The sequence below is a fragment of the Mycobacterium kyorinense genome (genome assembly GCF_001672775.1).
In the GTDB taxonomy this organism is placed as follows: domain Bacteria; phylum Actinomycetota; class Actinomycetes; order Mycobacteriales; family Mycobacteriaceae; genus Mycobacterium; species Mycobacterium kyorinense_A.
On record NZ_LZKJ01000029.1, the window covers coordinates 1 to 26,796 of the forward strand.

Genomic DNA, 26,796 nt, shown 5'->3' on the forward strand with positions numbered 1-26,796 from the left:
GTACCGCTCGGATAACCATTTGGCCTGCTCTGGGAGAATGGTCAGCGTGACCCTGATGGCCCGCATCGACCTGCGCGGCGCCGACTTGTCCGCCGCCCGGCTGCGCGCCGCGTTGCCGCGCGGTGGCGCCGACGTCGACGCTGTGCTGCCGACCGTGCGGCCGATCGTCGAGGCGGTCGCCGAGCGGGGCGCCTGGGCCGCGCTGGACTTCGGCGAGTCCTTCGACGGGGTGCGGCCATCGGCCATCCGAGTGCCCTCCGCCGAGCTGGCCACCGCGCTGGCCGGTCTGGCGGCCGACGTCCGCGACGCGCTGCAGGTGGCGATCGACCGCGCCCGCGCCGTACACGCTGATCAGCGGCGGGCCGATCACACCACGACCTTGGGTCCGGGCGCGACGGTCACCGAGCGCTGGGTTCCCGTCGAGCGAGTCGGTCTGTACGTACCGGGCGGCAACGCGGTGTACCCGTCGAGCGTGGTGATGAACGTCGTGCCGGCGCAGGCCGCCGGCGTCGGGTCGCTGGTGGTGGCCAGCCCGCCGCAGGCCGCGTATGGCGGCCTGCCGCACCCGACGATCCTGGCCGCCGCCCGGCTGCTCGGCGTCGACGTCGGCGCCACCGCGCGGCAACGCGGCGCGCAGCCGGGCGGCGGACAAGTCGGCGCCGCGCAGGTCGATGCGGGCCATCAGGGTCACGCTGACCATTCTCCCAGAGCAGGCCAAATGGTTATCCGAGCGGTACAGTGACCGCCATGTCCGCCACCGACCGCCCGAACGACGACGCAAAGCTGCCGGTTATCTTCCCGCCCTGGTTGGACCGGTTGCAGATCAAGTACATGAACCCGGTGGTGAAGAAGGTCGCGCGTTTCCTGCCCGGTACCTCGATCATCAAACACCGAGGTCGCAAGTCCGGTAAGCCCTACGAAACGGTCGTGACGACCTATCGCAAAGGCAACCTGCTGGCCATCGCACTGGGCCACGGCAAGGCCGACTGGGTGAAAAACGTGCTGGCCGCCGGTGAGGCCGACCTGCGGATTTCCCGCCGTGAGGTGCACCTCACCAACCCGCGGATCCTGCCCCCCGGCAGCGACGGCGACGGGCTGCCCTGGCTGGCTCGCGTACAAGGGCGCCGGGTCGCGGTCTTGGTCGCTGATATCGCCTGAGCCAGAGCCGCCAGACAGAAGCCAGGGCTGCGTTCTCGGACGAATCACGACCCGGGCTTCTGTTTCGCGGTGCTGGCGACCCCGACGCTGCTACATATCCAGGCCGACGTCCAGCACGCGCACCGAATGGGTGAGTGCGCCGACGGCGAGATAGTCCACGCCGGTACCGGCGTAGGCCGCCGCATTGTCCAGTGACAGTCCACCGGAGGACTCCAGTTTGACCGCCGGCGCGTGGGCGTTACGGCGCTGCACCGCCGTCTGGGTCTGCCAGACCGGGAAGTTGTCCAGCAACACCAATTCCGGTTCCTCGGCCAATATCTGGTCGAGCTGCTCGAGCGAGTCGACTTCGACCTCGCACGGCAGATCGGGTGCAGTGGCTCGCACGGCGCGCAGCGCCGCGACTACCGATCCGGCCGCGGCGACGTGGTTGTCCTTGATCAACGCCGCGTCGCCGAGCCCCATCCGGTGGTTGACGCCGCCGCCCACCCGGACGGCGTACTTCTGCAGCGCGCGCAGACCGGGCAACGTCTTGCGTGTATCGCGGATCTTCGCGCTGGTGCCGTGCACAGCCTCGACCCACGCGGCCGTCGTGGTGGCGATCCCGGACAGATGGCATACCAGGTTGAGCATGGTCCGCTCCGCGGTGAGCAAGCCCAGCGTGAGCGCCTCCACCGTCAGCAGCGACTCGCCCGGCTGCAGCGGGGTGCCGTCCTCGACGCGATCGATCACCCGATACCCGTCGGGACCCAGCACCTCGTCGAGCACCAGCAGCGCGACGTCGACGCCCGCGATCACCCCGGGCTCGCGGGTGATCAGCGACGCAGTGGCCATTACCCCTTCGGGCACCGTCGCGAGCGTCGTGATGTCCGGCCCGTAGCGCAGGTCTTCCTCGAGCGCACGGCCGATCGTGGCACGCGCCTCGGCCAGCTCGCACTCCGCGAGGGCCATCAGCACACCGCAGCCAGCGCCGCGGCGTGCACGGTGTTGTCCTCGGCCAGCCGGACGACGACGCTGCGCGCCTCGCTAGGAGCCGCCTGCGGGTATTCGGCGCGATGATGGCAGCCGCGGCTCTCCTCCCGAGCCAACGCGGCCGCGGCCACCGCGCGGGCAGTCACGGTCAATGCGGCGTCTTCGAGGTCGATACGGCTCCGGAGATTGCGCACCGGCGCCGCCGAAAGTGTGTCCGCCAGTCGGTGCAGACCGTCGGCGTCGCGGACCACCGAGGCATCCCGGGTCATCGCGCCCTGTAAGCCGTTGCGCGCCAAGGCTGCAGCGGCCGACAACGCGGGCAGCTGGGCGTGTGACGGCCCGGCCGTGGCCGCATGCTGCGCCGCTGCCCGTCCGGCCCGCCCACCGACGACCAGGCCTTCCAGCAAGCTGTTGGAGGCCAGCCGGTTAGCGCCGTGCATCCCGGTTCGCGCCACCTCGCCGGCGGCGAACAGCCCGGGAAGCTCGGTCAGCCCGTCGACGTCGGTGACGACACCGCCGCAGCTGTAGTGCGCGCCCGGAACGACCGGAATCGGTTGCCGCACCGGGTCGATGCCGGCGGCCCGGCATGCCGCGGTCACGGTCGGGAAGCGGGTCTCGAAGCCGGCGATGGCACGAGCGTCGAGGTAGACACACGGGTCGCCGGTGGCCCGCAGCCGCGCGTCGATCGCGGCGGCGACGACGTCACGCGGCGCCAGATCCCCCATCGGATGCACACCGGCGGTTATCGAATCACCTTGAGCATCAATCAAAACCGCGCCCTCGCCGCGGATGGCCTCGGTGACCAGGGGGCGGCGTCCGCCGCTGTGGCCGTCGTACAGCATGGTCGGGTGGAACTGGATGAACTCGATGTCGCTGACCGCCACGCCGGCCCACAGCGCCAGCGCGATGCCGTCCCCGGTGGAGCCTTCCGGGTTGGTGGTCGCGGCGTAGAGATGGCCCAATCCGCCGGTGGCCAGGATCACCGACGGCGCGTGAATGATGCCGAGCCCGTCGGCATTGGCGGCCAACACGCCGGTCACAGATAAGTCGTCGTGCAGCACTCGCAGCACTGCGTGGTTGATACGGATGTCCAGCACGCGCCCGGCATGGTCGAGCACCCGTTGCACCTCGGCGCCAGTCGCGTCACCGCCGGCGTGCACAATACGCCGGCGCGAATGTCCGCCTTCGCGGGTCAGCGCCCACTGCCCCGGCCGGGCCTCGTCGAATCGTGCACCGTTGCCGACCAATTCGGACACGGCCCGGTAGCCGTCGGCGACGATCGAGGCCACCGCATCGGGATCGCACAGGCCGGCACCGGCAGCCAGGGTGTCGGCGACGTGGGCGGCTACCGAATCCCCGGTATCGGGCAGCACCACCGCGATCCCGCCCTGCGCGTAGTGGGTGGCGGTGACCCCGGGCGTGCGGTCGGCCTTGGACAACACGACCACACGCTGCCCGGCCCGTTGCGCAGCCAATGCCGCGGCCAGGCCCGCGACCCCGGTGCCGATGACAACGACATCGGCGCGCTGCTGCCAGGCCGGCTGAGTGATCATTCGCCGCCGCCGGGCTGGCCGATGGCGATCATCCGCTGCACGCTTTGCCGTGCCAGGCTTGCGGTTTCGGCCTCGACGTCGACTTCGTCGGCGCCTTCGACCAAACAGCGCAGCAGCGCCGCAGGGGTGATCATCTTCATGAACTTGCACGACGCACGGTCGTTGACCGCCTGGAAATCGACCTGAGGGGCCGCATTGCGAAGTTGATACAGCATCCCCACCTCGGTAGCGACCAGCACCTGACGAGCCCCGGTCGTTCGCGCGGCGTCGAGCATGCCGCCGGTGGACAAGATCTTCACCCGCTCTTCCGGAAACGCGCCCTCACCGGCCAGATACAGAGCCGAAGTGGCGCAACCACATTCGGGATGGACGAACAGCTCCGCGTCGGGATGCGCACGGGCCTGATCGGCGAGTTCGTCGCCGTTGATGCCGGCGTGCACGTGGCATTCGCCGGCCCACACGTGGATGTTCTGGCGTCCGGTCACCCGGCGTACGTGGGCGCCGAGGAACTGGTCGGGGCAGAACAACACCTCACGGTCGGGGGCTATCGACGCCACCACGTCGACGGCATTCGACGACGTGCAGCAGATGTCGGTAAGCGCTTTCACCGCCGCACTGGTATTGACATAGGAGACGACGACGGCACCCGGGTGGTCGTCCTTCCAGGACTGCAGATCCTCGGGGGTGAGCGAATCCGCCAGTGAGCAGCCGGCCCGCTGGTCGGGGATCAGAACCGTCTTGTCGGGGCTGAGGATCTTGGCCGTCTCGGCCATGAAGTGCACACCGCAGAACACGATGGTGTCTTCGGGTGCCTCGGCCGCGACCCGCGACAGCGCCAGCGAGTCGCCGACGTGGTCGGCGATGTCCTGGATCGCCGGCAGTTGGTAGTTGTGCGCCAGGATCGTCGCGCCACGCAGGTCGGCCAACCGGCGGATCTCCGCGGCCCACAGTTCGTCGGCGTCCACACCGGAGTAACCGGTGGGTGAGTCGGTGATACGCGCGAGCAATTCGTCGCTGAGCGCGTCCGCGCGATTCAGGATTTCCGTCATCGCCGTTCCTCCTCATCGCTTCGCTTCGCATCGTCGCTGGCGCGGGTTATCGCCCGTTCCTTTCGCGCCGATCAGGTTTTCGACTTACAATCGAAAACGTGGTTCATACTAGCACCGAGCATGAGGTTCTCGCTGTCGTGTTCCAGGTTCGCGGGCTCGAATCGGGGAAACCCCAGCTCAACGTGCTGCTGTGGGAACGGGCTCGCGATCCGGAGCGGGGTGCGTGGTCGCTGCCCGGCGGGCGGCTGCGCCACGACGAGGACATGACGACCTCGGTTCGACGACAGTTGGCCGAGAAGGTTGACCTGCGTGAAGTCGCTCACTTGGAGCAACTCGCTGTGTTTTCCGATCCAGCCCGGGTGCCGGCCACCCGCACCATCGCGTCGACGTTTTTGGGCCTGGTGCCCTCCCCCGCCACGCCGGAACTACCGCCGGACACCAGGTGGCATCCGGCGGCCAAACTTCCGACCATGGCGTTCGACCACGGGCCGATGGTGGACCACGCCCGAGCCCGGCTGGTCGCCAAAATGTCGTACACGAATATCGGATTTGCGCTGGCGCCAAGGGAATTCGCTGTGTCGACACTGCGCGACATCTACAGCGCGGCACTGGGCTACCAGGTCGATGCGACCAACCTGCAGCGGGTGCTGGCTCGCCGCGGCGTCATTACGCAGACCGGCACCATCGCGCAATCTGGGCGCAGTGGCGGTCGCCCGGCGGCGCTGCACCGCTTCACCGACACGCAGTTGCGGGTCACCGACCAGTTTGCCGCGCTGCGGCCGCCGGGCACGACTTAAGCGAGTCGACTGGATTCTTAAAGCCTTCTTAAGTAACAATGCCCCGATGGACATTGGCAGCCTCGCGACCACATCGACCGGCGCCGAGTGGATCGGCCGGCCCCAGCATGAGGAGTTGCAACCCAAGGCTCGCCCCGTCCTGCCGTCGAAGGACCCGTTCTACCAGCCGCCACCAGGCTTCGAGCACGCCGTGCCGGGGACCGTACTGCGCTCGCGCGACGTCGAACTGGCGTTTCTGGGTCTGATCCCGCAGCCCATCACCGCCACACAGCTGCTGTATCGGACCACGGACCGCAACGGCGATCCGCAGACGACGGTGACCACCGTGCTTGTGCCCGCCGACGTCAAGCCGGGCCAGGTCTGCCCGCTGCTGTCCTATCAGTGCGCGATCGACTCGGTGTCCTCGCGCTGTTTTCCGTCCTATGCGCTGCGCCGCCACGCCCACGCCGTCGGCTCGTTTGCGCAGCTGGAATTCTTACTGGTCAACGCGGCCCTGGCCGAGGGCTGGGCGGTCTCGGTGCCCGACCACGAAGGGCCGCACGGCTGGTGGGGCGCGCCGTACGAGCCGGGCTATTGCGTGCTCGACGGGGTGCGGGCCGCGCTGAGCTCGGAGCGCCTGGGACTGTCCCCGTCCGCGCCGGTCGGACTCTGGGGATACTCCGGCGGCGGGCTGGCGACCGCCTGGGCGACGGAGGTCTGCGCCGACTACGCGCCCGAGCTCGACGTGGCCGGCGCGGTGCTCGGGTCTCCGGTCGGCGACCTGGGCAGCACCTTCCGCAAGCTCAACGGCAGCCTGTTTTCCGGTTTGCCCGCGCTGGTGGTGGCCGCGCTCGCGCACATCTACCCCGACCTGGACCGCGTGATCAAAGAGCACGCCAACGATGAGGGCCGCGCGCTGTTGTGCCGGCTGGAGACGATGACCACCCTGGGCGCCGTGCTGCGGATGGTGCGCAAGGACATGGGCGCCTACCTCGACCGGCCGCTCAACGAGGTCCTGGATATGCCGGAGGTCCAAAAGGTCTTCGACAGCATCAAGCTCGGTACGACGGTGCCGACGCCGCCCGTGCTGATCGTGCAGGCCGTGCACGACTACATCATCAACGTCGACGACATCGACGAGCTGGCCGATGCCTACTCGGCCGGCGGCGCCGACGTCACCTACCACCGCGACGCGTTCTGCGAACATCTGCTGCTGCATCCACTGTCGGCGCCGATGACGCTGCGCTGGTTGCAGGACCGCTTCGCCCGACGGCCCGTGGACACTCGGCGGGCGAGGACAAAGTGGCCGACCATGTTCAACCCGGCCACCTACACCGGCATGGCGCGCCTGGCCGTGATCGCGGCCAAGGTGATCACTGGGCGGACGGTGGAGCGGCGTCCGCTGTGACCGGCTGGGGCAGCCGCGGTTCGATCGCGGGATAGCCACCGAGGTCGTCGCGCGCAGTCGCAGCGGCCAGCACGGCGTACACCAGCGCGGTGGTGGCAACGGGCAACAGCAGGGTGCACGCGATGTGCAGCGGCGCCTGGCCGAAGAACACCGGCGGCGCCTCGGTGAAGTAATACACCCGGTGCTGTTCGGTCACCGGAGCGGCGGCGAAATCGGTTGCGCCGTAGTGCATGTGGACCAGCAGCGCCCCAACCGTGGTGGCCGCCGCCGCGGCGGTCACCATCCCGATGCACAGCGCGCCGACCATGCCCGGGCCGCGGTGCGCCCGCCACTGCCATGACAGCACCGCCGCCAGCACTGCGACCACATTCAACAGTCCGAGCATCAGAAACGCGGCGACGAAGAAGTGGTCGGATTCGTTGCCGAGGTAGTCGTGGACCCGGTCGCCGTCGCGGGTGAGCGCCACCACGCCGTGGATGGCCGGGGCCAGCCACGCCCACAGCGCACCGATCGACACCCCCGTCAGCAGCAAGCCGAGCACGACGGAAAGGACCGCCCGTCGCAGCGAGGTGCGGGGCGCAGCGGCCGGCGGACCGGCAGGTTCGGTCACCGCTGGGCTTCCAATTCGGCCGAGTCCACCTGTCCGTGGCGGGAACATTTCGCCCACCAGCCGTCGGGACGGACCTGCACCACCATTCGGCGGCCGCATTCGGCGCAGAATCGCGGCGGCTCCAAACCCAGCTGGGCCGCCGTGGGTACCGACGTGCCCGCCTTGGCTCCGGTGTAGACGTTATAGACGCCGGCCCCGACCGGACCGGGCAGATCCACGACCATCACAGGCTGGCGTTGAGCGCCTTGATCGGCATCTGCAGGTCGTCGAGCAGTTCCAGGTCGGCCTCGGCCGGACGGCCCAGCGTGGTCAGGTAGTTCCCGATGATCACGGCGTTGATGCCGCCCAGGATGCCTTGTTTGGCGCCCAGATCGCCCAGGGTGATCTCCCGGCCGCCGGCGAAGCGCAGCATGGTGCGCGGCAGGGCCAGACGGAAGGCGGCCACGGCTCGCAGCGCGTCGGCGGCCGGCAGGACCTCCAGGTCGCCGAACGGGGTGCCGGGCCGGGGATTCAGGAAATTCAACGGCACCTCGTCGGGGTCGAGATCGGCCAGATTGGCGGCGAACTCCGCGCGCTGCTCGAGCGTCTCCCCCATCCCGAGAATGCCGCCGCAGCACACCTCCATCCCCGCCTCACGCACCATCGACAGGGTGTCCCAACGCTCTTCCCAACTGTGGGTGGTGACGACGTTGGGGAAATGCGAGCGGGCGGTCTCCAGATTGTGGTTGTAGCGATGGACGCCCATCGCCGCCAGCCGGTCCACTTGCTCCTGGGTCAGCATCCCCAGCGAGCAGGCGATCTGAATGTCGACCTCGTTACGAATTGCTTCGATGCCGGCGGCCACCTGCGCGAGCAGGCGCTCGTCGGGTCCGCGGACCGCGGCCACGATGCAGAACTCGGTGGCGCCGGTCTTGGCGGTTTGCTTGGCCGCCTCGACCAGGCTCGGGATGTCCAGCCAGGCGCTGCGCACCGGCGAAGCGAACAGCCCCGATTGAGAACAGAAGTGGCAATCTTCCGGGCAGCCACCGGTTTTCAGGCTGATGATCCCCTCGACTTCGACCTCGGGCCCGCACCAGGCCATCCGTACCTCGTGCGCCAGCGCCAGCAACTCCTCGAGCCGGTCGTCGGGCAGCTGCAGCACTTGCAGCACCTGGTCCTGGCTCAGGCCCTCCCCGCGCGTCAGCACCTGCTGTCGCGCGACGTGAAGGATGTCTGTGCTGCCGGTATCGGTGGTCGGTCGCGTCGCCGCCTGGGTCACCCACGTACTCCCGTCGCTGCCTTACTTGAACGGTGTTCAGGTTAGGCTAGCGGCGTGCAGCTGCACAAACGTGACGTCATCGAAGCCGCCGCCGCGATCCTCGACCAGTACGGGATCGCCGACCTGACCATGCGGCGGCTGGCGCGGGAACTGGGCATCACGCCGGGTGCGCTGTACTGGCATTTTCCGGACAAACAGCGGCTACTGGGCGCCGTCGCCGACCACATACTGCGGCCGGCCGACGTCGACGCCGGCCTCGGCGCCGATCTCGATTGGCGTTCTCGGGTGCGCAGCGTGTGCTCACGAATGCGCGATGCGCTGCTATCCCACACCGACGGCGCTGAGCTGGTCTCGGCAAGCTTTGCGGCTGGGCAATCCCGCGGCGTCGGCCACCTGCTGACGGCGCTGGCCGGTGCGGCCGCCGAAGCCGGGCTCGCCCCGGCACAGTCCGAGTTGGCCGCCCGCACCATCCTCTACTACGTACTCGGAGCCACCGCCGACGAGCAATCCCGTATGCAGTGGGACGCCGCCGGCGCGGTACCCGAGACGCAGTCGGTGATCGCGCCATCAGCGAATCCAAGTAGCGGATTCGACTTCGGGCTGCGGTTGCTCATCGACGGCATCGCGGGCCAGCCGGCGGCCGGCCGGGTGTCGCCCGACACGGTCGGCGCCAACGCGCCGCGGTAAGCCGGTCGTCCTGGCGGGGTAGCTTGGCCGGTAGCGGTGAGACACCGACCGGTTTTATGAAGCCAGGATCGCCGAGAGCATGACGACACTCAGCACTTCGCACGTCGACTACATGGCGCATCATTACCTGCTGCTGGCGCTTCCTGCCTTCCTGCCGGCGGTGATCGTCGTCGGTGTGGTGTTGTACGTCGCGCTGCGAGACCGGCGCCGGCCACAACCGGAGGCCCGTCGACAGGCCGACGACCAGCCCAAGTGACCGGGTCTGCGGTCGAATCTCCCGAAGTTTCAATTCGGGGTGGATCGGCAACCTACTGTGAAGTCAGTTACCTCTAGGCGATCAGTTCTCCCGGGGCGGCCCGGCGCAATTGGGAGGAGATAGCGGTGCACGTAGCTGTTCTCGCAGAGGCACCCGCAGGCGGTGCCGGTATCGGCCAGGTGATCGGTCTCGGGATCGCCGCGGCGGTGGTAGCTCTGGTGATGCTGTGGGTCGGCTATGCCCACCGCACGCACAAGATCAGTTGGCTGACCAGCGTCGGCGAGCGACTGGGACAGAAGTTCGACCGGCCCTCGTGGGTCGCCCTGCCTGTTCTGGTGTTCACCACCTCGATCATCTGCGCACTGTTCGGCTTTATCTGGGACGTCAGCTGGCATATCGGCAACGGCCGTGACCCCGGGCCGTTGGCCAACCCCGCGCACTACTTCATCGTGATCGGTCTGTTCGGGATCTTCCTCGCCGGCATGTTGGCGGTGGTGATGCCGTTCGAGAAGCCAGGACCGGCCGCGATGCGCATCACAAACGACTGGTACGCGCCCGTTGGCGGCTTGCTGATGGCCGGCTGCGGCATGTATGCGTTGATCGGCTTCCCTCTCGACGATATTTGGCACCGCATCTTCGGCCAGGACGTTACGCTCTGGGGCCCAACGCATTTGATGATGATCGGCGGGGCCGGTTTCTCCCTGTTCGCGGTGCTGATGCTGGAATACGAAGGCGGCCGGGCATTACCGGACACGCCTGAGCAAGGTGCGTTCGCAAAAGAGGAGCGCCGGTTCATCAGATTCCTGCGCTACTTGTCGTTCGGCGGGTTGCTGATCGGCATGTCGGTCTATCAGATCGAGTTCGACTTCGGTGTCCCACAGTTCCGGTTGGTGTTCCAGCCCATGCTGATCGCCGCCGCCGCAGCCATCGGCACCATCGCGGCACGGCTGACGATGGGCCGCGGCGCGGCAATCATCGCGGCCCTGTTTGCGATTGCGCTGCGCGCCGGCGTGGCGGTGCTGGTCGGGCCGATCCTGGGCGCCCCGATCAACTGGTTCCCGCTGTATCTGGGGCCGGCGGTGGTCGTCGAGTTGCTGGGCCTTACTCCGCTGGTCCGACGCCCGATTCTGTTCGGCGCTGTCGGCGGTTTGGGTGTGGGCACCGTCGGGCTGTGGCTGGAGTCGTTGTGGATCGGCGCGGTCTACCACTACCCGTGGCCGGTCACGATGTGGGGCGCGGCCCTGGCGATGGCGGTGCCGGCGGCGGTGCTGACCGGGATATGCGCGGCGATGTTCGGCATGGTGCTGACCGGCCGACGCCTGCCGGGCAGAGCGATCGGTATCGCGACCGTCGTGGTCACGGTGCTGGTGCTCGGCGGCGCGGTAGCCAATGGACTGCATATCCGGGTACCCCAACAGGACACCGCCACGATCACGCTCACCGACCTGCCCAGCCCACCTGGAGAACGACTGGTCTCCGCGGACGTACAGATCAATCCGCCCAACCTGGTGAGCGAGCACCCGGACTGGCTCACGATCCTGTCCTGGCAGGGGCGCATGGAGCATCATCGGGGCTTGTTCATCGATTCGCTCGAGCGGGTCGGCCCCGGGCACTACAAGTCCACCCAGCCGGTTCCGGTGTGGGGGTCGTGGAAGACGTTGTTGCGCGTGCAAGACGGTTACACGATGACTGCGGTGCCGATCTGGGCCCCAGCCGACGACGCGATTCCCGCACCGGAGATTCCCGCGTTGGCGTCCAGCACCCGTCCGTTTGTGCTCGAAGTCACGATTCTGCAGCGCGAGCGGGACCCAAGCGTGCCGGCGTGGTTGTTCACCGCCGGCGGGATCGTCGTACTGATCTTCACGCTGATGGTGGTCGCCGGCCTGACCTGGGGCGCGGGCCGCATCAACGCAGCCGACAACGATCCCGGACAGCCCGAGGAGGCGGCGGCCAGGCATTCGCCGAAACAGGCGGCATAACCGGAATAGATTGGTGCACATGATATCTCGCGCTGCCCTTGCGATAGTTGTTGTCGTGGTGCTGGTTTCGGGGCTGGTCGCATGCGGAGGTCACCAGGACGAGGGCAGCGCAGGCTCGCCGGCGGGACTCGAGGTCAAAGTCACCATCGCTGACGGCAAGGTCACTCCGACCAACGCGACCCTGCAGGCCAAAGTCAAAGAACAGATCACCTTCCACGTCACCAGCGACGCCACCGACGAGCTACACGTGCACTCGGTACCCGATCACGAATTCCAGGTGGCGGCCGCGCCGGACCAGACGTTCCAATTCAGCGTCGACGTCCCGGGCAACGTCGACGTCGAGCTGCATCACCTGGACCGGACAGTCGCGACAATCCAAGTCCGTCCGTGATCCTGGCGCACGGGCTGGGCGGCTCGAGCGACCTTCCTGTCCCCTACGCCTACGCGATGGTCGGGGCGGCGTGGGCGTTGACCTTTACCTTCGCGCTGGTTGCATTCGCTTGGCGGCAGCCACGATTCGACCCACTCAAACCCGGCCGCCCGTTGCCGACCGCAGTGACCACGCTGGTGGATGCCCGCGTCACCCGCTGGATTGCAGCCGCCGTGGCGCTGATGTTCGCGGCCTGGGTCGTGATGGCCGGGCTGTGGGGTCCACACACGCAAGCCAACGCGCTGCTCGGGGTGTTCTACGTACTGCTGTGGGTCGGGTTGGTGGCACTCTCCGTGGTCTTCGGGCCGGTATGGCGGGTGATCTCCCCGGTGCGCACGCTGTATCTGCTGCTGATCCGCATCACCCCCGCGCGGCTTCGTGGGCCGCGGATTTCCTATCCGGAAAGCTGGGGCTACCGCCCCGCCGCGGTGGGCTTGTTCGCGTTTGTGTGGATGGAACTGGCCAGCCCGAATCCCGCGTCGCTGCCCATGGTCAACACGTGGCTGTTGATCTATGCGGTGGTGCTGTTGGTCGGGGCATGGTTGTGCGGGCAGCGTTGGCTGGCCCGGGCGGACCCGTTCGGCGTCTACAGCATGGCGGTGTCCCGGCTTTCCCCGTTTCGGCGCAACCGCGACACCGGCAAAATCGTGATCGGCAACCCGTTCGATCATTTGCCGTCGTTGCCGGTTCGTCCGGGCGTGGTCGCGGTGCTGGCCGTGTTGCTCGGGTCGACGGCGTTCGACAGTTACTCGGCGTCGCCGACCTGGCGCGGCTTCGCCGACCGGCTCACCCACGATGCACACGGCTTGCCGGTGACGCTGTCGTCGTCGGCGCTGCGCACCATCGGGTTGCTGGTCTTCATCGCCGTTGTGGCGCTGACGTTTTCGTTGGCCGCGCGGGCAACCGGCGGGGTTGACCGTGAGCAGCGTCGGGCGTTGCCCGGGCAGATGGCGCACTCGTTGATCCCGATCGTGGTGGGCTACATCTTCGCCCACTACCTGTCCTACCTGGTGGAGCGCGGCCAGCAGGCCATCTTCGCGTTGGCTGACCCGCTCGGGCACGGCTGGAACCTGCTCGGACTGGCGCACTTGCACGTCGCCTACGTGTTGTCTTTGCATCCCGCGCTGCTGGCGGTGATCAAGGTGACCTGCGTGGTGACCGGACACATCGTGGCGGTAATTGCGGCCCACGACAAGGCATTACGGCTGCTGCCGACGGGCCATCAACTCACCGGCCAGCTGACCATGATGCTGGTCATGGTCGGCTACACCTTCACCGGGCTATATCTGTTGTTCGGCGGATAGCAGATACTCGGCACGCGTGTTGCCGTCCCAGCGGCGCAGCGCAGCGAAGCGGCCCTCGATCTGTGCCGGTCGCCCCGCGATGCGCAATGCCCGGCCCAGGTGGCCCCCGCCGATGCGACGGGCCAGTGTGACATGCGGGGTCCACTGTCCGGGCAAGCTGTTGGCCATCGGGGCAGACTGCAGATGCGGCCGGCAGACTCGGTGGACCTCAGCGTGCATCGCCAGTAGCTCAGCCGTGGGCACCACCAGCCGCGCCAGTACGGCGTTGGATCTGCCGAACAGCAACGACGCCCCGACCGCACAGCTCAGCGGTAGCCGCTCGACGGCCGCGCTCAGCAGCGCATCTGTTTCCGGCGCGATGCGCTGGGCGACGACCATCGTCACGTGCGGGCGGGCCGCCGGCGCTTGGCTGGGGATGCCCGCGTCGGCCAACTCGACCCAAATGCGACGGATCGCCGCTTCGGTATCGGGGTCGAAAACCAACTCGATCGAATGAACCATCAGCCGACCAGTGTGGTCACCCAATGCCGGTCGAAAGTCTGTGCGCTGATCGCGGCGAACTCGGCGGGAGTCAGCGATCCGGCGCCGGCGGGCAGCGCCGCCCGCAGCGGCGCCAGCTGCTCCAGCGCGCACCGGTTGGACGTCTCCACCGGCCCGGCATCCGCCGGCCAGCTGCCGATCACCAGTCCAGCACAGGAAACATCCTGTGTTGCAAGGGCTTCCAGTGTCAGCGCGGTGTGGTTGAGGGTGCCGAGCCCGGCGGCGACCACCACCAGCACCGCGGCGCCGAGGTCGGCCGCGATGTCGCGCAGCGTGAACCCGTCTTGGCCGAGTTCGACCAGCAACCCGCCGGCGCCTTCGACCAGAGTCAACCGACGGGGGCGGTCCACGGCGCCGATGAACTGCACCACGTCGTCGCGGGTGGGCAGGCTCATGGCGGCCTGCTCGGCCGCGGCCACCGGCGCCATCGGCTGCGGATAGCGCGCCAAGCCGGCCACCGCGGCGACTCCGGATAGCCGCGTGACGTCGGCGAGGTCGTCGTCGCCGGAGGCAGTGCCGGTCTGTACGGGTTTGCATACCGCAACGTCCACGCCGAGCTGGCGTGCCTGAGCGGCCAGCGCCGCGGTGGCGACCGTCTTACCGACCCCGGTCCCGGTCCCGGTGACGAGCAGGACCGTCAACGGCGTGACAGGACGTCGGTCAGCACCGTGCGAGCCAACCCGAGCTCGTCGGCGTCCAGCGACGCCCGCGCGGTCAGCCGCAGCCGAGACGTCCCGGCCGGCACCGTCGGAGGCCGGAAACATCCCACCCGCACACCGGCGTCCAGACAGGCGGCCGCCGCGGCCAGCGCCGTCTCGGGGTCGCCCAGAATCACCGACACCACCGCGGAGGTGGGTTCGGCTGGTACGGCGCAGATCTCGGCGAGGGTGCGGGCATGGGTGAGTACCGCTCGCGGCCGCCACGGCTCGGCAGCCAGCACCCGCAACGCCGCCAGCGCAGCGCCGACGGCCGCGGGCGCCAGCCCGGTGTCGAAGATGAACGGCCGGGCGGCGTCGATCAGATGATCACGCACCGCCGCCGAGCCGAGCACCGCGCCGCCCTGGCTGCCGAGCGCTTTGGACAGCGTGGTCGTCATCACCACGTCGGGCGCCCCGGTCAGCCCGAGCTCGTGCACCAGGCCCCGCCCGCCGGTGCCGCGGACCCCGAGGCCGTGAGCTTCGTCGACGATCAACAGCGCGCCGTGCCGACGGCACACCTCGTGCAGTTCTCGTACCGGCGCCAGTGACCCATCGGCGGAAAACACCGAGTCCGTGACGACCACGGCGCGCTCTTCGTCGCGCGATGCCAGGGCCGCCGCCACGGCGCCGACGTCGCGGTGCGGTGTCACCACCACCCGGGCCCGCGACAATCGGCACGCGTCGACCAGCGAGGCGTGCGCGTAGGCGTCAGAAACCAGCAACGAACCCGGACCGGACAATCCGACGACCGCGCCCAGGTTGGCGGTGTATCCCGACGAGAACACCAAAGCTGCTGCAGCGCCAGTGAATTCGGCGAGTGCAGCCTCCAATTCCTGGTGCAACTCGGTGTCACCGGTGACCAGCCGGGAACCGGTCGCGCCGGTGCCCCAGATCCGCAGTGCAGCCACCCCGCCCTCGATGACGGCTGGATGCTGCGACAGACCCAGATAGTCGTTGGATGCCAGGTCCAGTTCGGTGGCGACCGGTGGACGCGGCCGCAGCGAACGCCGTAGCCCGGCATCGCGGCGCCGGTCGGCGTGTGCGTCCAGCCAGGCCAGCGGCGAAAGGTCGATCGGTGACTTCATCGCCGTTCAGCTTACGAGCGCCGCCACGTCGACCATTGCCGAGGTGATCTGCGCAATTTCGGACGGTGTACAGATGAACGGCGGCATCGCATAGACGAGGTTGCGAAATGGCCGCAACCACACCCCGCGGTCCAGTGCGGCCGGGGTGGCCACCGCCAGATCGACGGGCCGGTCGCATTCGATCACCCCGATCGCGCCACAGACCCGCACGTCAGTCACAGTCGGCAGGCCGCGGGCCGGTTCCAGTCCTGCGGCCAGCGCCGCGCTGATCTCGCCGACCTTCGACCGCCAATCCTGACCGAGCAGCAGTTGCACGCTGGCCACCGATACCGCGCAGGCCAGCGGGTTGGCCATGAATGTCGGCCCGTGCATGAGCGCGCCGGCCTCGCCGGCGCTGATGGTGTGCGCGATGTCGCTGGTGCACAGCGTGGCGGCCAGGCTGAGGTAGCCGCCGGTGAGCGCCTTGCCCACGCACATGATGTCCGGGCTGACCTCGGCGTGGTCGGCGGCGAACAATTTGCCGGTGCGCCCGAACCCGGTGGCGATCTCGTCGAAGATCAGCAACACCCCGTGCCGGCTGCAGATGTCCCGCAGGTCGTGCAGATAGCGGGGATCGTGGAAGCGCATTCCGCCGGCCCCCTGCACGACGGGTTCGACGACGACGGCGGCGAGTTCGGCAGCGTGCTCGGCCAGCTGGGCCTCGAATGCCGCGGTGTAGCCCGGGTCGTAGTCGCGCGGGACCTGCGGGGCGAACACCTGGGCGGCCAACACGTCGGTCCAGAGCTGGTGCATGCCACCGTCGGGGTCGCAGATGCTCATCGGTGTGAAGGTGTCGCCGTGATATCCGCCACGCCAGGTCATCAGCCGGTGCTTGCCGGACCGACCATTGCTGCGCCAATACTGCAGCGCCATTTTCACCGCGACCTCCACCGACACCGATCCGGAGTCGCTGAAGAACACGGTCTGCAGCCCGGCGGGGGTGATGTCGACAAGCAGCTGCGCCAACCGCGCGGCCGGTTCGTGGGTCAGCCCGCCGAACATGACGTGGTTCAACGTGTCGAGCTGGGTGACCAGCGCCGTGTCCAGGACCGGATGGCCGTGCCCGTGGATGGCGGTCCACCACGAGCTCATCGCGTCGAGGGCCCGAATCGGTTTGCCGTCGCGCATCAGCGTCAGCCACGCGCCGCGGGCGCCCACGGCCACCACCGGAGGAACGGCCTCGGCGCCGATGGTGCTGTACGGGTGCCAGAGGTGGGCGGCATCGATCGCGCTGATCTCCTCGGGGGTCAACGCGGGCATGGAGACTGAGCGTAAGTCTCTTCGGCGACCAAACCCAAAAGCTCCCTTTTTGGCCTGGCAATGCGGGCTTTGCGGCTGCTTGGCGGCGAAACGGCGGCCGGCGGTCACCGCGCGGTCACGGTACGACAAATTCTCCTTCGCCGATTTAGTCGCGGCATCAATCGCCGGTACGCTCTGTTGCAGAAGTGGTTCAAGTGGCTGTTGTGAATACAGCGGTCCGAGAGGTGGAATCCGATGAAACGCGTCTACTCCGTGGCGACCAGTCTGACGATGTTGCTTGCCCCGGCCGTGGTCAGTCCCGCCGTGGCGGCCGCTGACCAGCGCTCATGGCCTACCGGCTATGGACAACAGCACATCGAGATCGTGGTCCAGCGCGCACTTTCTCAGCGTGGGGTGCCGTTCGTGTACGGCGGCGGCAACGCTTCAGGGCCCACCGCCGGCGTGCGGCAAAGCTCCAGCGCCGCCCCGGGCACTCCGACCCTCCCCGGCACCACGGGCCTGCCCGGCACTCCGACCGTCCCCGGCACCACGGGCCTGCCCGGCACCACGAGCCTGCCCGGTACTACGAGCCTGCCCGGTACTACCGGCCTGCCTGGTACTGCTGCCCTTCCGGGCACCACGACCTCCGGTACTGCCACACTTCCGGGCGCCGCCCCGGGCAATACCGGCACCCTCCCGGGCGTCGGCACCCAGCCAGGCGCGGGGGCAGGCACCCTTCCGGGCGCCGGAACCCTCCCCGGCAGCGCCAACACCGGCACGGTCGGCTTCGACGCCTCGGGGCTGATCCAATACGCCTTCGCCGGCGTCGGGCTCAAACTGCCGCGCAGATCCAACGAGCAGTGCAACGTCGGCCGCAAGGTCGCGCCGGCGCAGGCACGCCGCGGCGATCTGATCTGCTACGGCCCCGGCGGCAGCCAAAGCGTGGCCCTGTTTTTGGGCAACGGCCAGATGATCGAGGGCACCGAACCTGCAGTCACCGTCTCGGCGGCACGTACCACCAACATGACGCCGTATGTGACCCGGATCATCGACTCCTGACCTGAACCTCGCTGACCCCCAGACCGTGGCGTAAGGAGAAACTCCGTCCGGCAAACGTTTCGGCCTCCAACCATCGAGGCCGGGAAGGGGGGTGTGGGCATCCTTCCCGGTTCATACGGGAAGGATGCCCACGACTATCGTTTGGGGCTCGCCAGCTGCTCGGACCGGGCACATGGCGTGCCACCGGACCAGCCACTGCGCTACGACTGGTCGAGGATCAGCTCGGCGGTTAGGTAAATTGTCTGTCGATCATGACTCTCCTGACCCCGACCCGCCCGGCACCCTCGGCCGTTTCGGAGTCCGCACCGACTGCGATGGGGAGCCGAAAAGCCGGGTTCTACCGCCACGATCTCGACGGCCTGCGCGGTATCGCGATCGCGTTGGTCGCCATGTTCCACGTGTGGTTCGGCCGGGTGTCCGGTGGTGTGGACGTGTTCTTGGCGCTGTCGGGCTTCTTCTTCGGCGGCAAGGTGCTGCGCGCGGCGCTGAATCCGGCCTCATCCTTATCGCTGCTGCCCGAAGTGACCAGGCTGGTCCGCCGGCTGCTGCCGGCGCTGGTGGTGGTGCTGGCCGGATGCGCGGTGCTGACCATCCTGGTGCAGCCCCAGACCCGCTGGGAAGCATTCGCAAACCAGAGCCTGGCCAGCCTCGGCTACTACCAGAACTGGGAACTGGCCGGCACGGTGGCCGATTATCTGCGCGCGGGCGAAGCGGTCAGCCCGCTGCAGCACATCTGGTCGATGTCGGTGCAGGGCCAGTTCTACATCGCTTTTCTGGTGCTGGTCTTCGGGACGGCCTATCTGTGTCGACGACGGTTCGGCGATCGGCTGCGGACGATGTTCGTCGTACTACTCAGTGCGCTGACGGCCGCGTCTTTCGGCTACGCGATCTTTGCTCATCAGGCCAGCCAGGCGACCGCGTACTACAACAGCTTCGCGCGCGGCTGGGAGTTGCTGTTGGGAGCGCTGGCCGGTGCGCTGGTCCCCTACATCCGCTGGCCGATGTGGCTGCGCACTGTCATTTCCACCGTCGCGCTGGCGGCGATCCTGTCCTGCGGCGCGCTCATCGACGGCGTCCGGGAATTTCCCGGGCCGTGGACGTTGGTCCCCGTCGGGGCGACAGTGCTGTTCGTGCTCGCCGGGGCCAACCGGCAGGCGCATCCCAGCACCCGCGACCGGATGCCGCTCCTCAACCGGATGCTCGCCGCGGGGCCGCTGGTGACCTTGGGTGCGATGGCGTATTCGCTGTACCTGTGGCACTGGCCGCTGCTGATCTTCTGGCTGTCCTACACCGGCCATCGACACGCCAACTTTGTCGAGGGCACCGTGATATTGCTGATCTCCGGTGTGTTGGCCTACCTGACCATGCGGCTGGTCGAGGACCCGCTGCGCTATCGCGCCCCGGTGCAGGCCGCGCTGGAGCCGGTCAGAACCATCTCCTGGCGGACACGGCTGCGCCGTCCGACCATCGTGCTGGGATCGGTGGTGGCCCTGCTCGGCGTGACACTCACCGCGACGTCGTTCACCTGGCGTGAGCACGTCACCGTGCAGCGCGCCGGCGGCAAAGAGCTGAGCGGACTCAGTTCGCGCGACTACCCCGGTGCGCGGGCTCTGACCAAGCACGTGCGGGTGCCCAAGCTGCGGATGCGTCCCACTGTCTTGGAGGCCAGCAAGGATCTGCCCCCCTCGACCAGAGACGGCTGCATCAGCGACTTCAAAAACGCTGCCCTGATCAACTGCAGCTATGGCGATCAACAGGCCACCCGAACCATCGCGTTGGCCGGCGGGTCTCATGCCGAACACTGGCTCACCGCACTGGATCTGCTAGGCCGCATGCACCATTTCAAAGTGGTGACCTACCTCAAGATGGGCTGCCCGCTGTCCACTGAGGAAACCCCGTTGATCATGGGCAACAACGCTCCGTATCCGGAATGCCATGACTGGGTACAAAAGGCCATGGCCAAGTTGGTCGCCGACCGCCCTGACTACGTCTTCACCACCTCGACCCGGCCGTGGAACATCAAGGCCGGAGACGTGATGCCGGCCAACTACATCGGGATATGGCAGACGTTCTCGGACAACAACATTCCAGTCTTGGCAATGCGCGACACGCCGTGGATGGTCAAGGACGGCAGCCCGTTTGAGCCCGCCGACTGTCTGGCCAAGGGCGGCAACGCGCAATCGTGCGGGATCAAACGTGCCGAGGTGCTGTCGGATCGCAATCCGACTCTGGACTTCATCGAGCAGTTTCCACTACTCAAGCCACTCGACCTGAGCGATGCGGTGTGCCGGGCGGAGATGTGTCGCGCCGCGGAGGGAAATGTGCTGATCTATCACGACGCTCACCATTTGTCCGCCACCTATATGCGCACGCTGGCAGGTGAGCTGGGCCGGCAGGTCGCCGCGGCCACCGGCTGGTGGTGACCGAACCGCGCCGGCGCGGATAAGTTGGACTAATGGCATCCCGCAGGACAGCCGGGCAAACAGACCGCACGCCCAGCTCGACGACCGTGTGGCCGGGCAATAGCTACCCGCTTGGCGCCACTTACGACGGCGGCGGCACGAATTTCGCGTTGTTCTCCGAAATCGCCGACAAGGTCGAACTGTGCCTGATCGACGAGCAGGGCGCGGAAACCTGCGTCGCGCTCGACGAGGTCGACGGATACGTCTGGCACGCCTACCTCCCGACTGTGAGTCCCGGGCAGCGGTATGGATTTCGGGTGCATGGCCCGTTCGACCCGGCAGCCGGGCATCGATGCGACCCCAGCAAGCTGTTGCTCGATCCGTACGGGAAGTCGTTCGACGGCGACTTCACCTTCGGCCAGGCGCTGTTCTCCTATGACCTGGCCGCCGCAGCCGAGAACCCGGCAGAGACCGGCACTCCCCAGATGGTCGACTCGCTGGGCCACACCATGACCAGCGTGGTGATCAACCCGTTCTTCGACTGGGCCTCCGACCGCGCGCCTCGCACCCCGTATCACGAGACAGTGATCTACGAAGCACACGTCAAAGGCATGACCCAGACGCATCCCGGCATTCCGCGAGAATTGCGCGGCACCTACGCGGGGCTGACCCATCCGGTGATCATCGACCACCTCAAGTCGTTGAACGTCACCGCGATCGAGCTGATGCCGGTTCACCAGTTCCTGCACGACCACCGGCTGCTCGAGTTAGGGCTGCGAAACTATTGGGGTTACAACACATTCGGGTTCTTCGCGCCGCATAACCAGTACGCGGCCAACCGTCAGGCCGGCGCCGCGGTGGCCGAATTCAAGACCATGGTTCGCACCTTCCACGAGGTCGGCATCGAGGTGATCCTCGACGTGGTCTATAACCACACCGCCGAAGGCAACCACCTTGGGCCGACCATCAACTTCCGCGGCATCGACAACGCCGCCTACTACCGGCTGGAAGACGACGACCCGAGGTTCTACAAGGATTTCACCGGCACCGGCAACAGCCTCAACGCCCGCCACCCGCACACGCTGCAGCTGATCATGGATTCCCTGCGCTACTGGGTGACCGAGATGCATGTCGACGGGTTCCGATTCGACCTCGCATCGACGCTGGCCCGCGAGTTCTACGACGTCGACCGGCTGAGCGCGTTCTTCGATTTGGTTCAGCAGGATCCGGTGGTCAGTCAGGTCAAGCTGATCGCCGAGCCGTGGGATATCGGTGAAGGCGGCTACCAGGTCGGCAACTTCCCGGGTTTGTGGACCGAGTGGAACGGGAAATATCGCGACACTGTGCGTGACTACTGGCGGGGCGAGCCCGCAACCCTGGGCGAGTTCGCGTCCCGGCTGACCGGGTCGTCGGACCTTTACGAGGCCACCGGACGCCGGCCCAGCGCCAGCATCAACTTCGTCGTCGCCCACGACGGGTTCACGCTCAACGATCTGGTGTCCTACAACGAGAAACACAACGAGGCCAACGGTGAGGACAACCGCGACGGGGAGAGCTACAACCGGTCGTGGAACTGCGGCGTCGAAGGCCCCACCGACGATCCGGACATCCTTGAACTACGCGCGCGGCAGATGCGCAACATCATGGCCACGCTGATGTTATCGCAAGGCACCCCGATGATCGCCCACGGCGACGAGATGGGCCGCACCCAACAGGGCAACAACAACGTGTACTGCCAGGACTCCGAGCTGTCCTGGATGGATTGGTCGCTGGCGGACAAGAACGCCGACCTGCTGGCATTCACCCGGACGGTGGCCGGCCTTCGCACCGAGCACCCGGTGTTTCGTCGCCGCCGGTTTTTCGCGGGCCAACCGATCCGCCGGGGCGACGAAGTCCGCGACATCGCCTGGCTAACGCCGGCCGGTCAGGAGATGACCCCGGAGGACTGGGACAGTGACTTCGGCAAGAGCATCGCGGTGTTCCTCAACGGCGACGCACTTCCCGAGCCCGGCCGCCGCGGCGAGCGGGTGGTCGACGACTCGTTTCTGCTGTGCTTCAACGCTCACGACCACGTGGTGGACTTCATCATGCCCCATCAGGACTACGCACAAGAGTGGACGGCGGTGCTCGACACCACCGATCCCACCGGCGCAGTGGAGCTTGTCGTGACCGACGGCGACGAGATCTCATTGCCCAGCCGTGCTCTGCTCGTGTTGCGTAAGACGATGTGACGCATGGCTTCTCCCGTGTTGTCCACCTACCGGCTGCAGCTGCGCGGTGCCTCGAGCGGATTCGCGTTCACCTTCGCCGACGCGGAAGACCTGCTGGACTACCTGAGCGATCTCGGAGTGTCGCACGTGTACCTGTCGCCGATCATGACCGCCGTGGGCGGGTCGACCCACGGCTACGACGTCACCGATCCGACGACGGTCTCCGCTGAACTCGGGGGCGCTGAGGGGTTGGCCCGGCTGTCGGCGGCGGCGCGGAAGCGGGGGTTGGGGCTGATCGTTGATATCGTGCCCAACCACGTCGGTGTCGATCAACCGCAGCAGAACCCGTGGTGGTGGGATGTGCTGCGATACGGGCGCTCATCGGCCTACGCGGAATTCTTCGATATCGACTGGGAGCTCGGTGACGGACGAGTTGTACTGCCGGTCTTGGGATCTGACGACGACATCGCTGACTTGACGGTCGAGGGCGAGCTACTGCGGCTGGGCGACCTGGCTTTCCCGATCGCACCCGGAACCGGCGACGGGAGCGGTCCCGATGTGCACGACCGCCAGCATTACCGACTGGTCGGCTGGCGAAACGGAGTATGCGGCTACCGTCGCTTCTTCTCGATTACCTCGCTGGCCGGACTTCGTCAGGAAGACCCTGCGGTGTTCGACGCCTGGCATGGCGAGGTCGCCCGCTGGGTCGACGAGGGGCTGGTGGACGGCGTACGCATCGACCACCCCGACGGGTTATCGGATCCGACTGGGTATTTGAGCTCGTTGCGGACGCTGCTGGGGCCGAAGACCTGGATTGTGATCGAGAAGATCCTGGCCGTCGACGAAGCTTTGGAACCGACCTTGCCGGTGGCCGGCACCACCGGTTACGACGTGCTGCGAGAAATCGGCGGTCTTTTCGTCGACCCGAAGGGGGCGCCCGCGTTGACCGCGCTGGTCGAATCGGCCGGGATGGCTTATCAGGCCATGCCGGCACTGCTCGGCGAACTCAAAGCCGTGGCAACGACCGACACACTCGCCAGCGAGTTGGCCCGACTGCGGCGCTGCATCGTCGCCGCTACCGGTGCCGACGATCCGCGGTTGCCGGACGCGGTGGCAGCGCTGCTCGGCCACATTGACGTCTATCGGACCGATTACCGCGGCTTGTCGGCGGCGCTGCCTACCGCGCTTGCCGACACCGCCGCTGCCGCACCCGAATTGGGGCCGGCGTTGCAGCTGATCGCAGCCGCCATCACCGATGGCGGTGAGCCTGCGGTACGGCTTCAGCAGCTGTGCGGCGCGGTCACCGCCAAGTCAGTCGAAGACTGCCTGTTCTACCGCGATGCCCGGCTGGTGTCGCTGAACGAGGTGGGTGGTGAGCCGCAGCGGTTCGGCGTGGGCGCCGCGGAGTTTCACCACAGCGCCGCCACCCGTGCCCGGCTGTGGCCGCAGACAATGACGACGCTGACCACCCACGACACCAAACGCGGCGAGGACGTCCGCGCCCGCATCGGCGTGCTGTCGCAGGTCCCGTCGCTGTGGGCCGAATTCGTCGCCCGCTGGGAGACCAGTACGCCCTCCCCCGACCCGGCCACCGCATTGTTCCTCTGGCAGAACATCTTCGGCGTATGGCCGGCCGACGGCGTGGTCACCGACAGTCTGCGTGAACGGCTGCATGCCTATGCCGAGAAGGCCATCCGGGAAGCGGCATGGCATACCTCCTGGCACGATCCCGATGCCGACTTCGAGAGCGCGGTGCACCGTTGGCTGGATGCAGTGCTGGACGGGTCCGCGGCTCGCGAACTGACCAGCCTTGTCGCCCAACTCAATTCACATGCCGAGAACGACGCGATCGGGCAGAAGTTGCTGGCCTTGACCGTTCCCGGCGTTCCAGACATCTACCAGGGCACCGAGTTGTGGGACGACAGCCTCGTCGACCCGGACAACCGGCGACCGGTCGACTATGGCGCGCGGCGGGCAGCCCTGAAAAGCCTTGATCACCCGAAGATCAAAGTCGTCGCCGCGGCGTTGCAACTACGACGGAACCGGCCGCAGACCTTCTTGCACGGCGGCTATCACCCGGTGCTGGCCACCGGGTCAGCCGCTGAACACGTCGTCGCGTTCCAGCGCGGCGACGATGTGCTGGTCGCGGTCACCCGCTGGACGGTACATCTGCAGGACAGCGGCTGGGGCGACACGGTGATACCGCTACCCGACGGCGACTGGATCGACGCACTGAGCGGCGCCGCGCGCAGCGGAGCAACGTCAGCGGCGGAACTATTCGCCGAACTGCCCGTGGTGCTGTTGGAGCGCGCGGATGCCTGATCACGAGTTCGCCGTCTGGGCACCAAATCCAACGCGAGTGCATCTCGATATCGACGGTGCGACGTACCCGATGACCCCCTACAGCGACGGTTGGTGGCGTCTCACCGTGGAGACTGAACCCGATGCGCGCTACGGCTATCTGCTCGACGACGACCCCACGGTGCTGCCCGATCCGCGGTCGGCGCGCCAGCCCGACGGCGTGCACGAACGCTCCGCGCTGTGGGACGCGTCGACGGCACCATGGACCGACGAGGGTTGGGCTGGCCGGTCGGTCGAAGGTGCGGTGATCTACGAGCTGCACCTCGGGACGTTCACCCCGGGCGGTACCTTCGACTCAGCTATCGAAAAGCTGGACTATTTGGTCGATCTCGGCGTCGACTTCGTCGAGGTGATGCCCGTCAACGCGTTCTCCGGCAGCCACGGCTGGGGCTATGACGGTGTGCTGTGGTATGCGGTGCACGAACCCTACGGCGGCCCCGACGGACTGGTGCGGTTCGTCGACGCCTGCCATCGGCGCGGCCTCGGTGTGCTGATCGATGCAGTGTTCAACCACCTGGGCCCGTCGGGCAACTACCTGCCGCGCTTCGGCCCGTATCTGTCGTCGGCCAGTAACCCGTGGGGCGAAGGCATCAACATTGCCGACGCCGACTCCGACGCGGTCCGCCGCTACATCATCGATTGCGCGCTGCGCTGGATGCGCGACTTCCACGCCGATGGTCTGCGGCTGGACGCCGTGCATGCATTGGTGGATACCACCGCGCTCCACATCCTCGAGGAGCTGTCGACCGAAACCGATGCGCTCGCCGAGCAACTCGGCCGTCCACTGTCGCTGGTCGCGGAAAGCGACCTCAACGATCCGCGGCTGGTCACGCCACGCGCGGCCGGCGGCTACGGGATCACCGCACAATGGGACGACGACATCCACCACGCGATCCACGCCGCGGTATCCGGTGAACGTCAGGGCTACTACGCTGACTTCGGGTCGCTGGCCACCCTGGCGCAAACGTTGCGCCACGGCTTCTTTCACGCCGGCACCTATTCGTCATTTCGCCGTCGTCGGCACGGGCGGCCGCTGGACACGTCGAAAATTCCGGCCACCCGGCTGCTGGCCTACACCTGTACTCACGACCAGGTCGGCAACCGCGCCGTCGGGGACCGCCCGTCGCAGAACCTGAGCTTCGGCCAACTAGCGGTCAAGGCCGCTCTGGTATTCGGATCTCCGTACAGCACCATGCTTTTCATGGGTGAAGAGTGGGGTGCCTCCACCCCGTTTCAATTCTTCAGCTCCCACCCTGAACCCGAATTGGCCCACGCCACTGCGCAGGGACGCAAGGCCGAGTTCGCCGAACACGGCTGGGACGCCGACGACATTCCCGACCCCCAGGATCCGCAGACGTTCCAGCGCTCCAAGCTGAATTGGGACGAAGTCGACGACGACGAGCACGCCCGGTTGCTGACCGTCTACCGGCACTTGATCGCGCTGCGGCGCACCGAATCCGATCTGGCCGATCCATGGCTGGACGATCTGAGTGTCGACTATGACGAAGCGGCCCGGTGGATTGTGATGCGCCGCGGCCGGCTCGCCATCGCGTGCAACCTCGGCGTCGAAGCGACGCCAATCCCGATCACCGGCGAAGTGGTCCTGGCCTGGGCCCCGCCTCGGGTGGGCACCGACACCACCGAATTACCCGGTCATTCATTCGCGATACTGCGTCCTGTGGATAACTGACTACCGCCGGCCGCGGGCGCCGCTGATGATTCGCAG

General features: G+C 67.4%; 23 protein-coding genes and 1 pseudogene. 14 read left to right on the forward strand and 10 right to left on the reverse strand.

Annotation, left to right across the window (positions count from 1 at the left end; translation table 11 throughout):
* Nucleotides 1-52: 52 nt before the first annotated feature.
* Together A5707_RS01830 and A5707_RS01835 are read left to right on the forward strand one after the other, a co-directional pair.
* Nucleotides 53-604, forward strand: a pseudogene (locus tag A5707_RS01830) (histidinol dehydrogenase); the annotation flags it as partial.
* Between the two features lie 143 nt (nucleotides 605-747).
* Nucleotides 748-1,158 (forward strand): nitroreductase family deazaflavin-dependent oxidoreductase, encoded by a 411-nt coding sequence (locus A5707_RS01835; protein WP_065012847.1) that lies wholly within the window; start codon nucleotides 748-750, stop codon nucleotides 1,156-1,158.
* Between the two features lie 90 nt (nucleotides 1,159-1,248).
* Here the strand turns inward: A5707_RS01835 and nadC are convergent, their stop codons facing one another.
* From nadC to nadA, 3 genes are read right to left on the reverse strand one after another with little or no spacing between them, the layout of a single operon-like run.
* Entirely contained in the window at nucleotides 1,249-2,106 is an 858-nt protein-coding gene (gene nadC / locus A5707_RS01840) for a carboxylating nicotinate-nucleotide diphosphorylase (RefSeq protein WP_065012848.1), read from the reverse strand.
* A complete protein-coding gene (locus tag A5707_RS01845) occupies nucleotides 2,106-3,677 on the reverse strand; it encodes an L-aspartate oxidase (RefSeq protein ID WP_156657472.1) in 1,572 nt (523 codons plus the stop codon). The genes nadC and A5707_RS01845 overlap by 1 nt, the downstream gene beginning before the upstream one ends.
* Nucleotides 3,677-4,729 (reverse strand): quinolinate synthase NadA, encoded by a 1,053-nt coding sequence (gene nadA / locus A5707_RS01850; protein WP_065012824.1) that lies wholly within the window; start codon nucleotides 4,727-4,729, stop codon nucleotides 3,677-3,679. The genes A5707_RS01845 and nadA overlap by 1 nt, the downstream gene beginning before the upstream one ends.
* Nucleotides 4,730-4,827: 98 nt before the next feature.
* Here nadA and A5707_RS01855 point away from each other — a divergent pair, with 98 nt between their 5' ends.
* Together A5707_RS01855 and A5707_RS01860 are read left to right on the forward strand one after the other, a co-directional pair.
* The gene (locus A5707_RS01855; protein WP_065012825.1) at nucleotides 4,828-5,526 is read left to right on the forward strand and encodes an NUDIX hydrolase; all 699 of its coding nucleotides are present in this window, start codon (nucleotides 4,828-4,830) and stop codon (nucleotides 5,524-5,526) included.
* A 46-nt stretch (nucleotides 5,527-5,572) separates the two neighbouring features.
* Nucleotides 5,573-6,913, forward strand: coding sequence for a lipase family protein (locus A5707_RS01860; protein WP_065012826.1), 1,341 nt, complete (start codon nucleotides 5,573-5,575; stop codon nucleotides 6,911-6,913).
* Here the strand turns inward: A5707_RS01860 and A5707_RS01865 are convergent.
* The 3 genes from A5707_RS01865 to bioB are packed head-to-tail and all read right to left on the reverse strand — an operon-like array spanning nucleotide 6,879 to nucleotide 8,781.
* Nucleotides 6,879-7,523 carry a DUF2567 domain-containing protein gene (locus A5707_RS01865; RefSeq protein ID WP_065012827.1) on the reverse strand — a complete coding sequence of 215 codons (645 nt, stop codon included), beginning with the start codon at nucleotides 7,521-7,523 and terminating at the stop codon, nucleotides 6,879-6,881. The genes A5707_RS01860 and A5707_RS01865 overlap by 35 nt on opposite strands.
* The gene (locus A5707_RS01870) at nucleotides 7,520-7,747 is read right to left on the reverse strand and encodes a hypothetical protein (protein ID WP_065012828.1); all 228 of its coding nucleotides are present in this window, start codon (nucleotides 7,745-7,747) and stop codon (nucleotides 7,520-7,522) included. Before A5707_RS01870 ends, A5707_RS01865 begins: the two co-directional genes overlap by 4 nt.
* The gene (gene bioB, locus A5707_RS01875; RefSeq protein ID WP_065012829.1) at nucleotides 7,747-8,781 is read right to left on the reverse strand and encodes a biotin synthase BioB; all 1,035 of its coding nucleotides are present in this window, start codon (nucleotides 8,779-8,781) and stop codon (nucleotides 7,747-7,749) included. The genes A5707_RS01870 and bioB overlap by 1 nt, the downstream gene beginning before the upstream one ends.
* Nucleotides 8,782-8,835: 54 nt before the next feature.
* Between bioB and A5707_RS01880 the strand changes: the two genes are divergently transcribed.
* From A5707_RS01880 to A5707_RS01895, 5 genes are all read left to right on the forward strand, one after another.
* The gene (locus A5707_RS01880; RefSeq protein ID WP_065012830.1) at nucleotides 8,836-9,468 is read left to right on the forward strand and encodes a TetR family transcriptional regulator; all 633 of its coding nucleotides are present in this window, start codon (nucleotides 8,836-8,838) and stop codon (nucleotides 9,466-9,468) included.
* Nucleotides 9,469-9,547: 79 nt separating this feature from the next.
* Nucleotides 9,548-9,724: a hypothetical protein gene (locus A5707_RS24045; RefSeq protein WP_197495219.1), complete on the forward strand. Its 177-nt coding sequence runs from the start codon at nucleotides 9,548-9,550 to the stop codon at nucleotides 9,722-9,724.
* Between the two features lie 221 nt (nucleotides 9,725-9,945).
* On the forward strand, nucleotides 9,946-11,703 hold the full coding sequence (locus A5707_RS01885; protein WP_419866378.1) for a hypothetical protein: 1,758 nt from the start codon (nucleotides 9,946-9,948) through the stop codon (nucleotides 11,701-11,703).
* Nucleotides 11,704-11,722: 19 nt separating this feature from the next.
* A complete protein-coding gene (locus A5707_RS01890; RefSeq protein ID WP_065012831.1) occupies nucleotides 11,723-12,094 on the forward strand; it encodes a hypothetical protein in 372 nt (123 codons plus the stop codon).
* Nucleotides 12,091-13,437, forward strand: coding sequence for a hypothetical protein (locus A5707_RS01895; protein WP_065012832.1), 1,347 nt, complete (start codon nucleotides 12,091-12,093; stop codon nucleotides 13,435-13,437). Before A5707_RS01890 ends, A5707_RS01895 begins: the two co-directional genes overlap by 4 nt.
* Here A5707_RS01895 and A5707_RS01900 read toward each other — a convergent pair.
* The 4 genes from A5707_RS01900 to A5707_RS01915 are packed head-to-tail and all read right to left on the reverse strand — an operon-like array spanning nucleotide 13,414 to nucleotide 17,059.
* Nucleotides 13,414-13,938: a 2'-5' RNA ligase family protein gene (locus A5707_RS01900; protein ID WP_065012833.1), complete on the reverse strand. Its 525-nt coding sequence runs from the start codon at nucleotides 13,936-13,938 to the stop codon at nucleotides 13,414-13,416. The genes A5707_RS01895 and A5707_RS01900 overlap by 24 nt on opposite strands.
* Entirely contained in the window at nucleotides 13,938-14,618 is a 681-nt protein-coding gene (bioD, locus tag A5707_RS01905; RefSeq protein WP_065012834.1) for a dethiobiotin synthase, read from the reverse strand. Before bioD ends, A5707_RS01900 begins: the two co-directional genes overlap by 1 nt.
* Nucleotides 14,615-15,760, reverse strand: a complete 1,146-nt coding sequence (locus A5707_RS01910; RefSeq protein WP_065012835.1) for an 8-amino-7-oxononanoate synthase — start codon at nucleotides 15,758-15,760, stop codon at nucleotides 14,615-14,617. The genes bioD and A5707_RS01910 overlap by 4 nt, the downstream gene beginning before the upstream one ends.
* A 6-nt stretch (nucleotides 15,761-15,766) precedes the next feature.
* Nucleotides 15,767-17,059 carry an adenosylmethionine--8-amino-7-oxononanoate transaminase gene (locus A5707_RS01915; RefSeq protein ID WP_065012836.1) on the reverse strand — a complete coding sequence of 431 codons (1,293 nt, stop codon included), beginning with the start codon at nucleotides 17,057-17,059 and terminating at the stop codon, nucleotides 15,767-15,769.
* Nucleotides 17,060-17,293: 234 nt separating this feature from the next.
* On the opposite strand from A5707_RS01915, the gene ripD reads away from it, so the two are divergent.
* From ripD to treZ, 5 genes are all read left to right on the forward strand, one after another.
* On the forward strand, nucleotides 17,294-18,097 hold the full coding sequence (gene ripD / locus A5707_RS22980) for an NlpC/P60 family peptidoglycan-binding protein RipD (protein WP_082969195.1): 804 nt from the start codon (nucleotides 17,294-17,296) through the stop codon (nucleotides 18,095-18,097).
* 251 nt (nucleotides 18,098-18,348) lie between these two features.
* Nucleotides 18,349-20,520 (forward strand): acyltransferase family protein, encoded by a 2,172-nt coding sequence (locus tag A5707_RS01925; RefSeq protein ID WP_065012837.1) that lies wholly within the window; start codon nucleotides 18,349-18,351, stop codon nucleotides 20,518-20,520.
* 32 nt (nucleotides 20,521-20,552) lie between these two features.
* Nucleotides 20,553-22,730 (forward strand): glycogen debranching protein GlgX, encoded by a 2,178-nt coding sequence (gene glgX, locus A5707_RS01930; RefSeq protein ID WP_065012838.1) that lies wholly within the window; start codon nucleotides 20,553-20,555, stop codon nucleotides 22,728-22,730.
* 3 nt (nucleotides 22,731-22,733) lie between these two features.
* Nucleotides 22,734-25,031: a malto-oligosyltrehalose synthase gene (gene treY, locus A5707_RS01935; protein WP_065012839.1), complete on the forward strand. Its 2,298-nt coding sequence runs from the start codon at nucleotides 22,734-22,736 to the stop codon at nucleotides 25,029-25,031.
* The gene (gene treZ, locus A5707_RS01940) at nucleotides 25,024-26,760 is read left to right on the forward strand and encodes a malto-oligosyltrehalose trehalohydrolase (RefSeq protein WP_065012840.1); all 1,737 of its coding nucleotides are present in this window, start codon (nucleotides 25,024-25,026) and stop codon (nucleotides 26,758-26,760) included. The genes treY and treZ overlap by 8 nt, the downstream gene beginning before the upstream one ends.
* Nucleotides 26,761-26,796 lie beyond the last annotated feature (36 nt).

Excerpts from the sequence above, each read along its gene's own strand:
- A5707_RS01900 (WP_065012833.1), bottom strand. The coding sequence starts at position 13,938 with ATGGTTCATTCGATCGAGTTGGTTTTCGACCCCGATACCGAAGCGGCG.
- treY (WP_065012839.1), top strand. The coding sequence starts at position 22,734 with ATGGCTTCTCCCGTGTTGTCCACCTACCGGCTGCAGCTGCGCGGTGCC.
- A5707_RS01860 (WP_065012826.1), top strand. The coding sequence starts at position 5,573 with ATGGACATTGGCAGCCTCGCGACCACATCGACCGGCGCCGAGTGGATC.
- A5707_RS24045 (WP_197495219.1), top strand. The coding sequence starts at position 9,548 with ATGACGACACTCAGCACTTCGCACGTCGACTACATGGCGCATCATTAC.
- glgX (WP_065012838.1), top strand. The coding sequence starts at position 20,553 with ATGGCATCCCGCAGGACAGCCGGGCAAACAGACCGCACGCCCAGCTCG.
- treZ (WP_065012840.1), top strand. The coding sequence starts at position 25,024 with ATGCCTGATCACGAGTTCGCCGTCTGGGCACCAAATCCAACGCGAGTG.
- nadC (WP_065012848.1), bottom strand. The coding sequence starts at position 2,106 with ATGGCCCTCGCGGAGTGCGAGCTGGCCGAGGCGCGTGCCACGATCGGC.
- ripD (WP_082969195.1), top strand. The coding sequence starts at position 17,294 with ATGAAACGCGTCTACTCCGTGGCGACCAGTCTGACGATGTTGCTTGCC.
- A5707_RS01835 (WP_065012847.1), top strand. The coding sequence starts at position 748 with ATGTCCGCCACCGACCGCCCGAACGACGACGCAAAGCTGCCGGTTATC.
- A5707_RS01870 (WP_065012828.1), bottom strand. The coding sequence starts at position 7,747 with ATGGTCGTGGATCTGCCCGGTCCGGTCGGGGCCGGCGTCTATAACGTC.
- A5707_RS01910 (WP_065012835.1), bottom strand. The coding sequence starts at position 15,760 with ATGAAGTCACCGATCGACCTTTCGCCGCTGGCCTGGCTGGACGCACAC.
- A5707_RS01890 (WP_065012831.1), top strand. The coding sequence starts at position 11,723 with ATGATATCTCGCGCTGCCCTTGCGATAGTTGTTGTCGTGGTGCTGGTT.
- A5707_RS01885 (WP_419866378.1), top strand. The coding sequence starts at position 9,946 with ATGCTGTGGGTCGGCTATGCCCACCGCACGCACAAGATCAGTTGGCTG.
- A5707_RS01915 (WP_065012836.1), bottom strand. The coding sequence starts at position 17,059 with ATGCCCGCGTTGACCCCCGAGGAGATCAGCGCGATCGATGCCGCCCAC.
- A5707_RS01925 (WP_065012837.1), top strand. The coding sequence starts at position 18,349 with ATGACTCTCCTGACCCCGACCCGCCCGGCACCCTCGGCCGTTTCGGAG.
- nadA (WP_065012824.1), bottom strand. The coding sequence starts at position 4,729 with ATGACGGAAATCCTGAATCGCGCGGACGCGCTCAGCGACGAATTGCTC.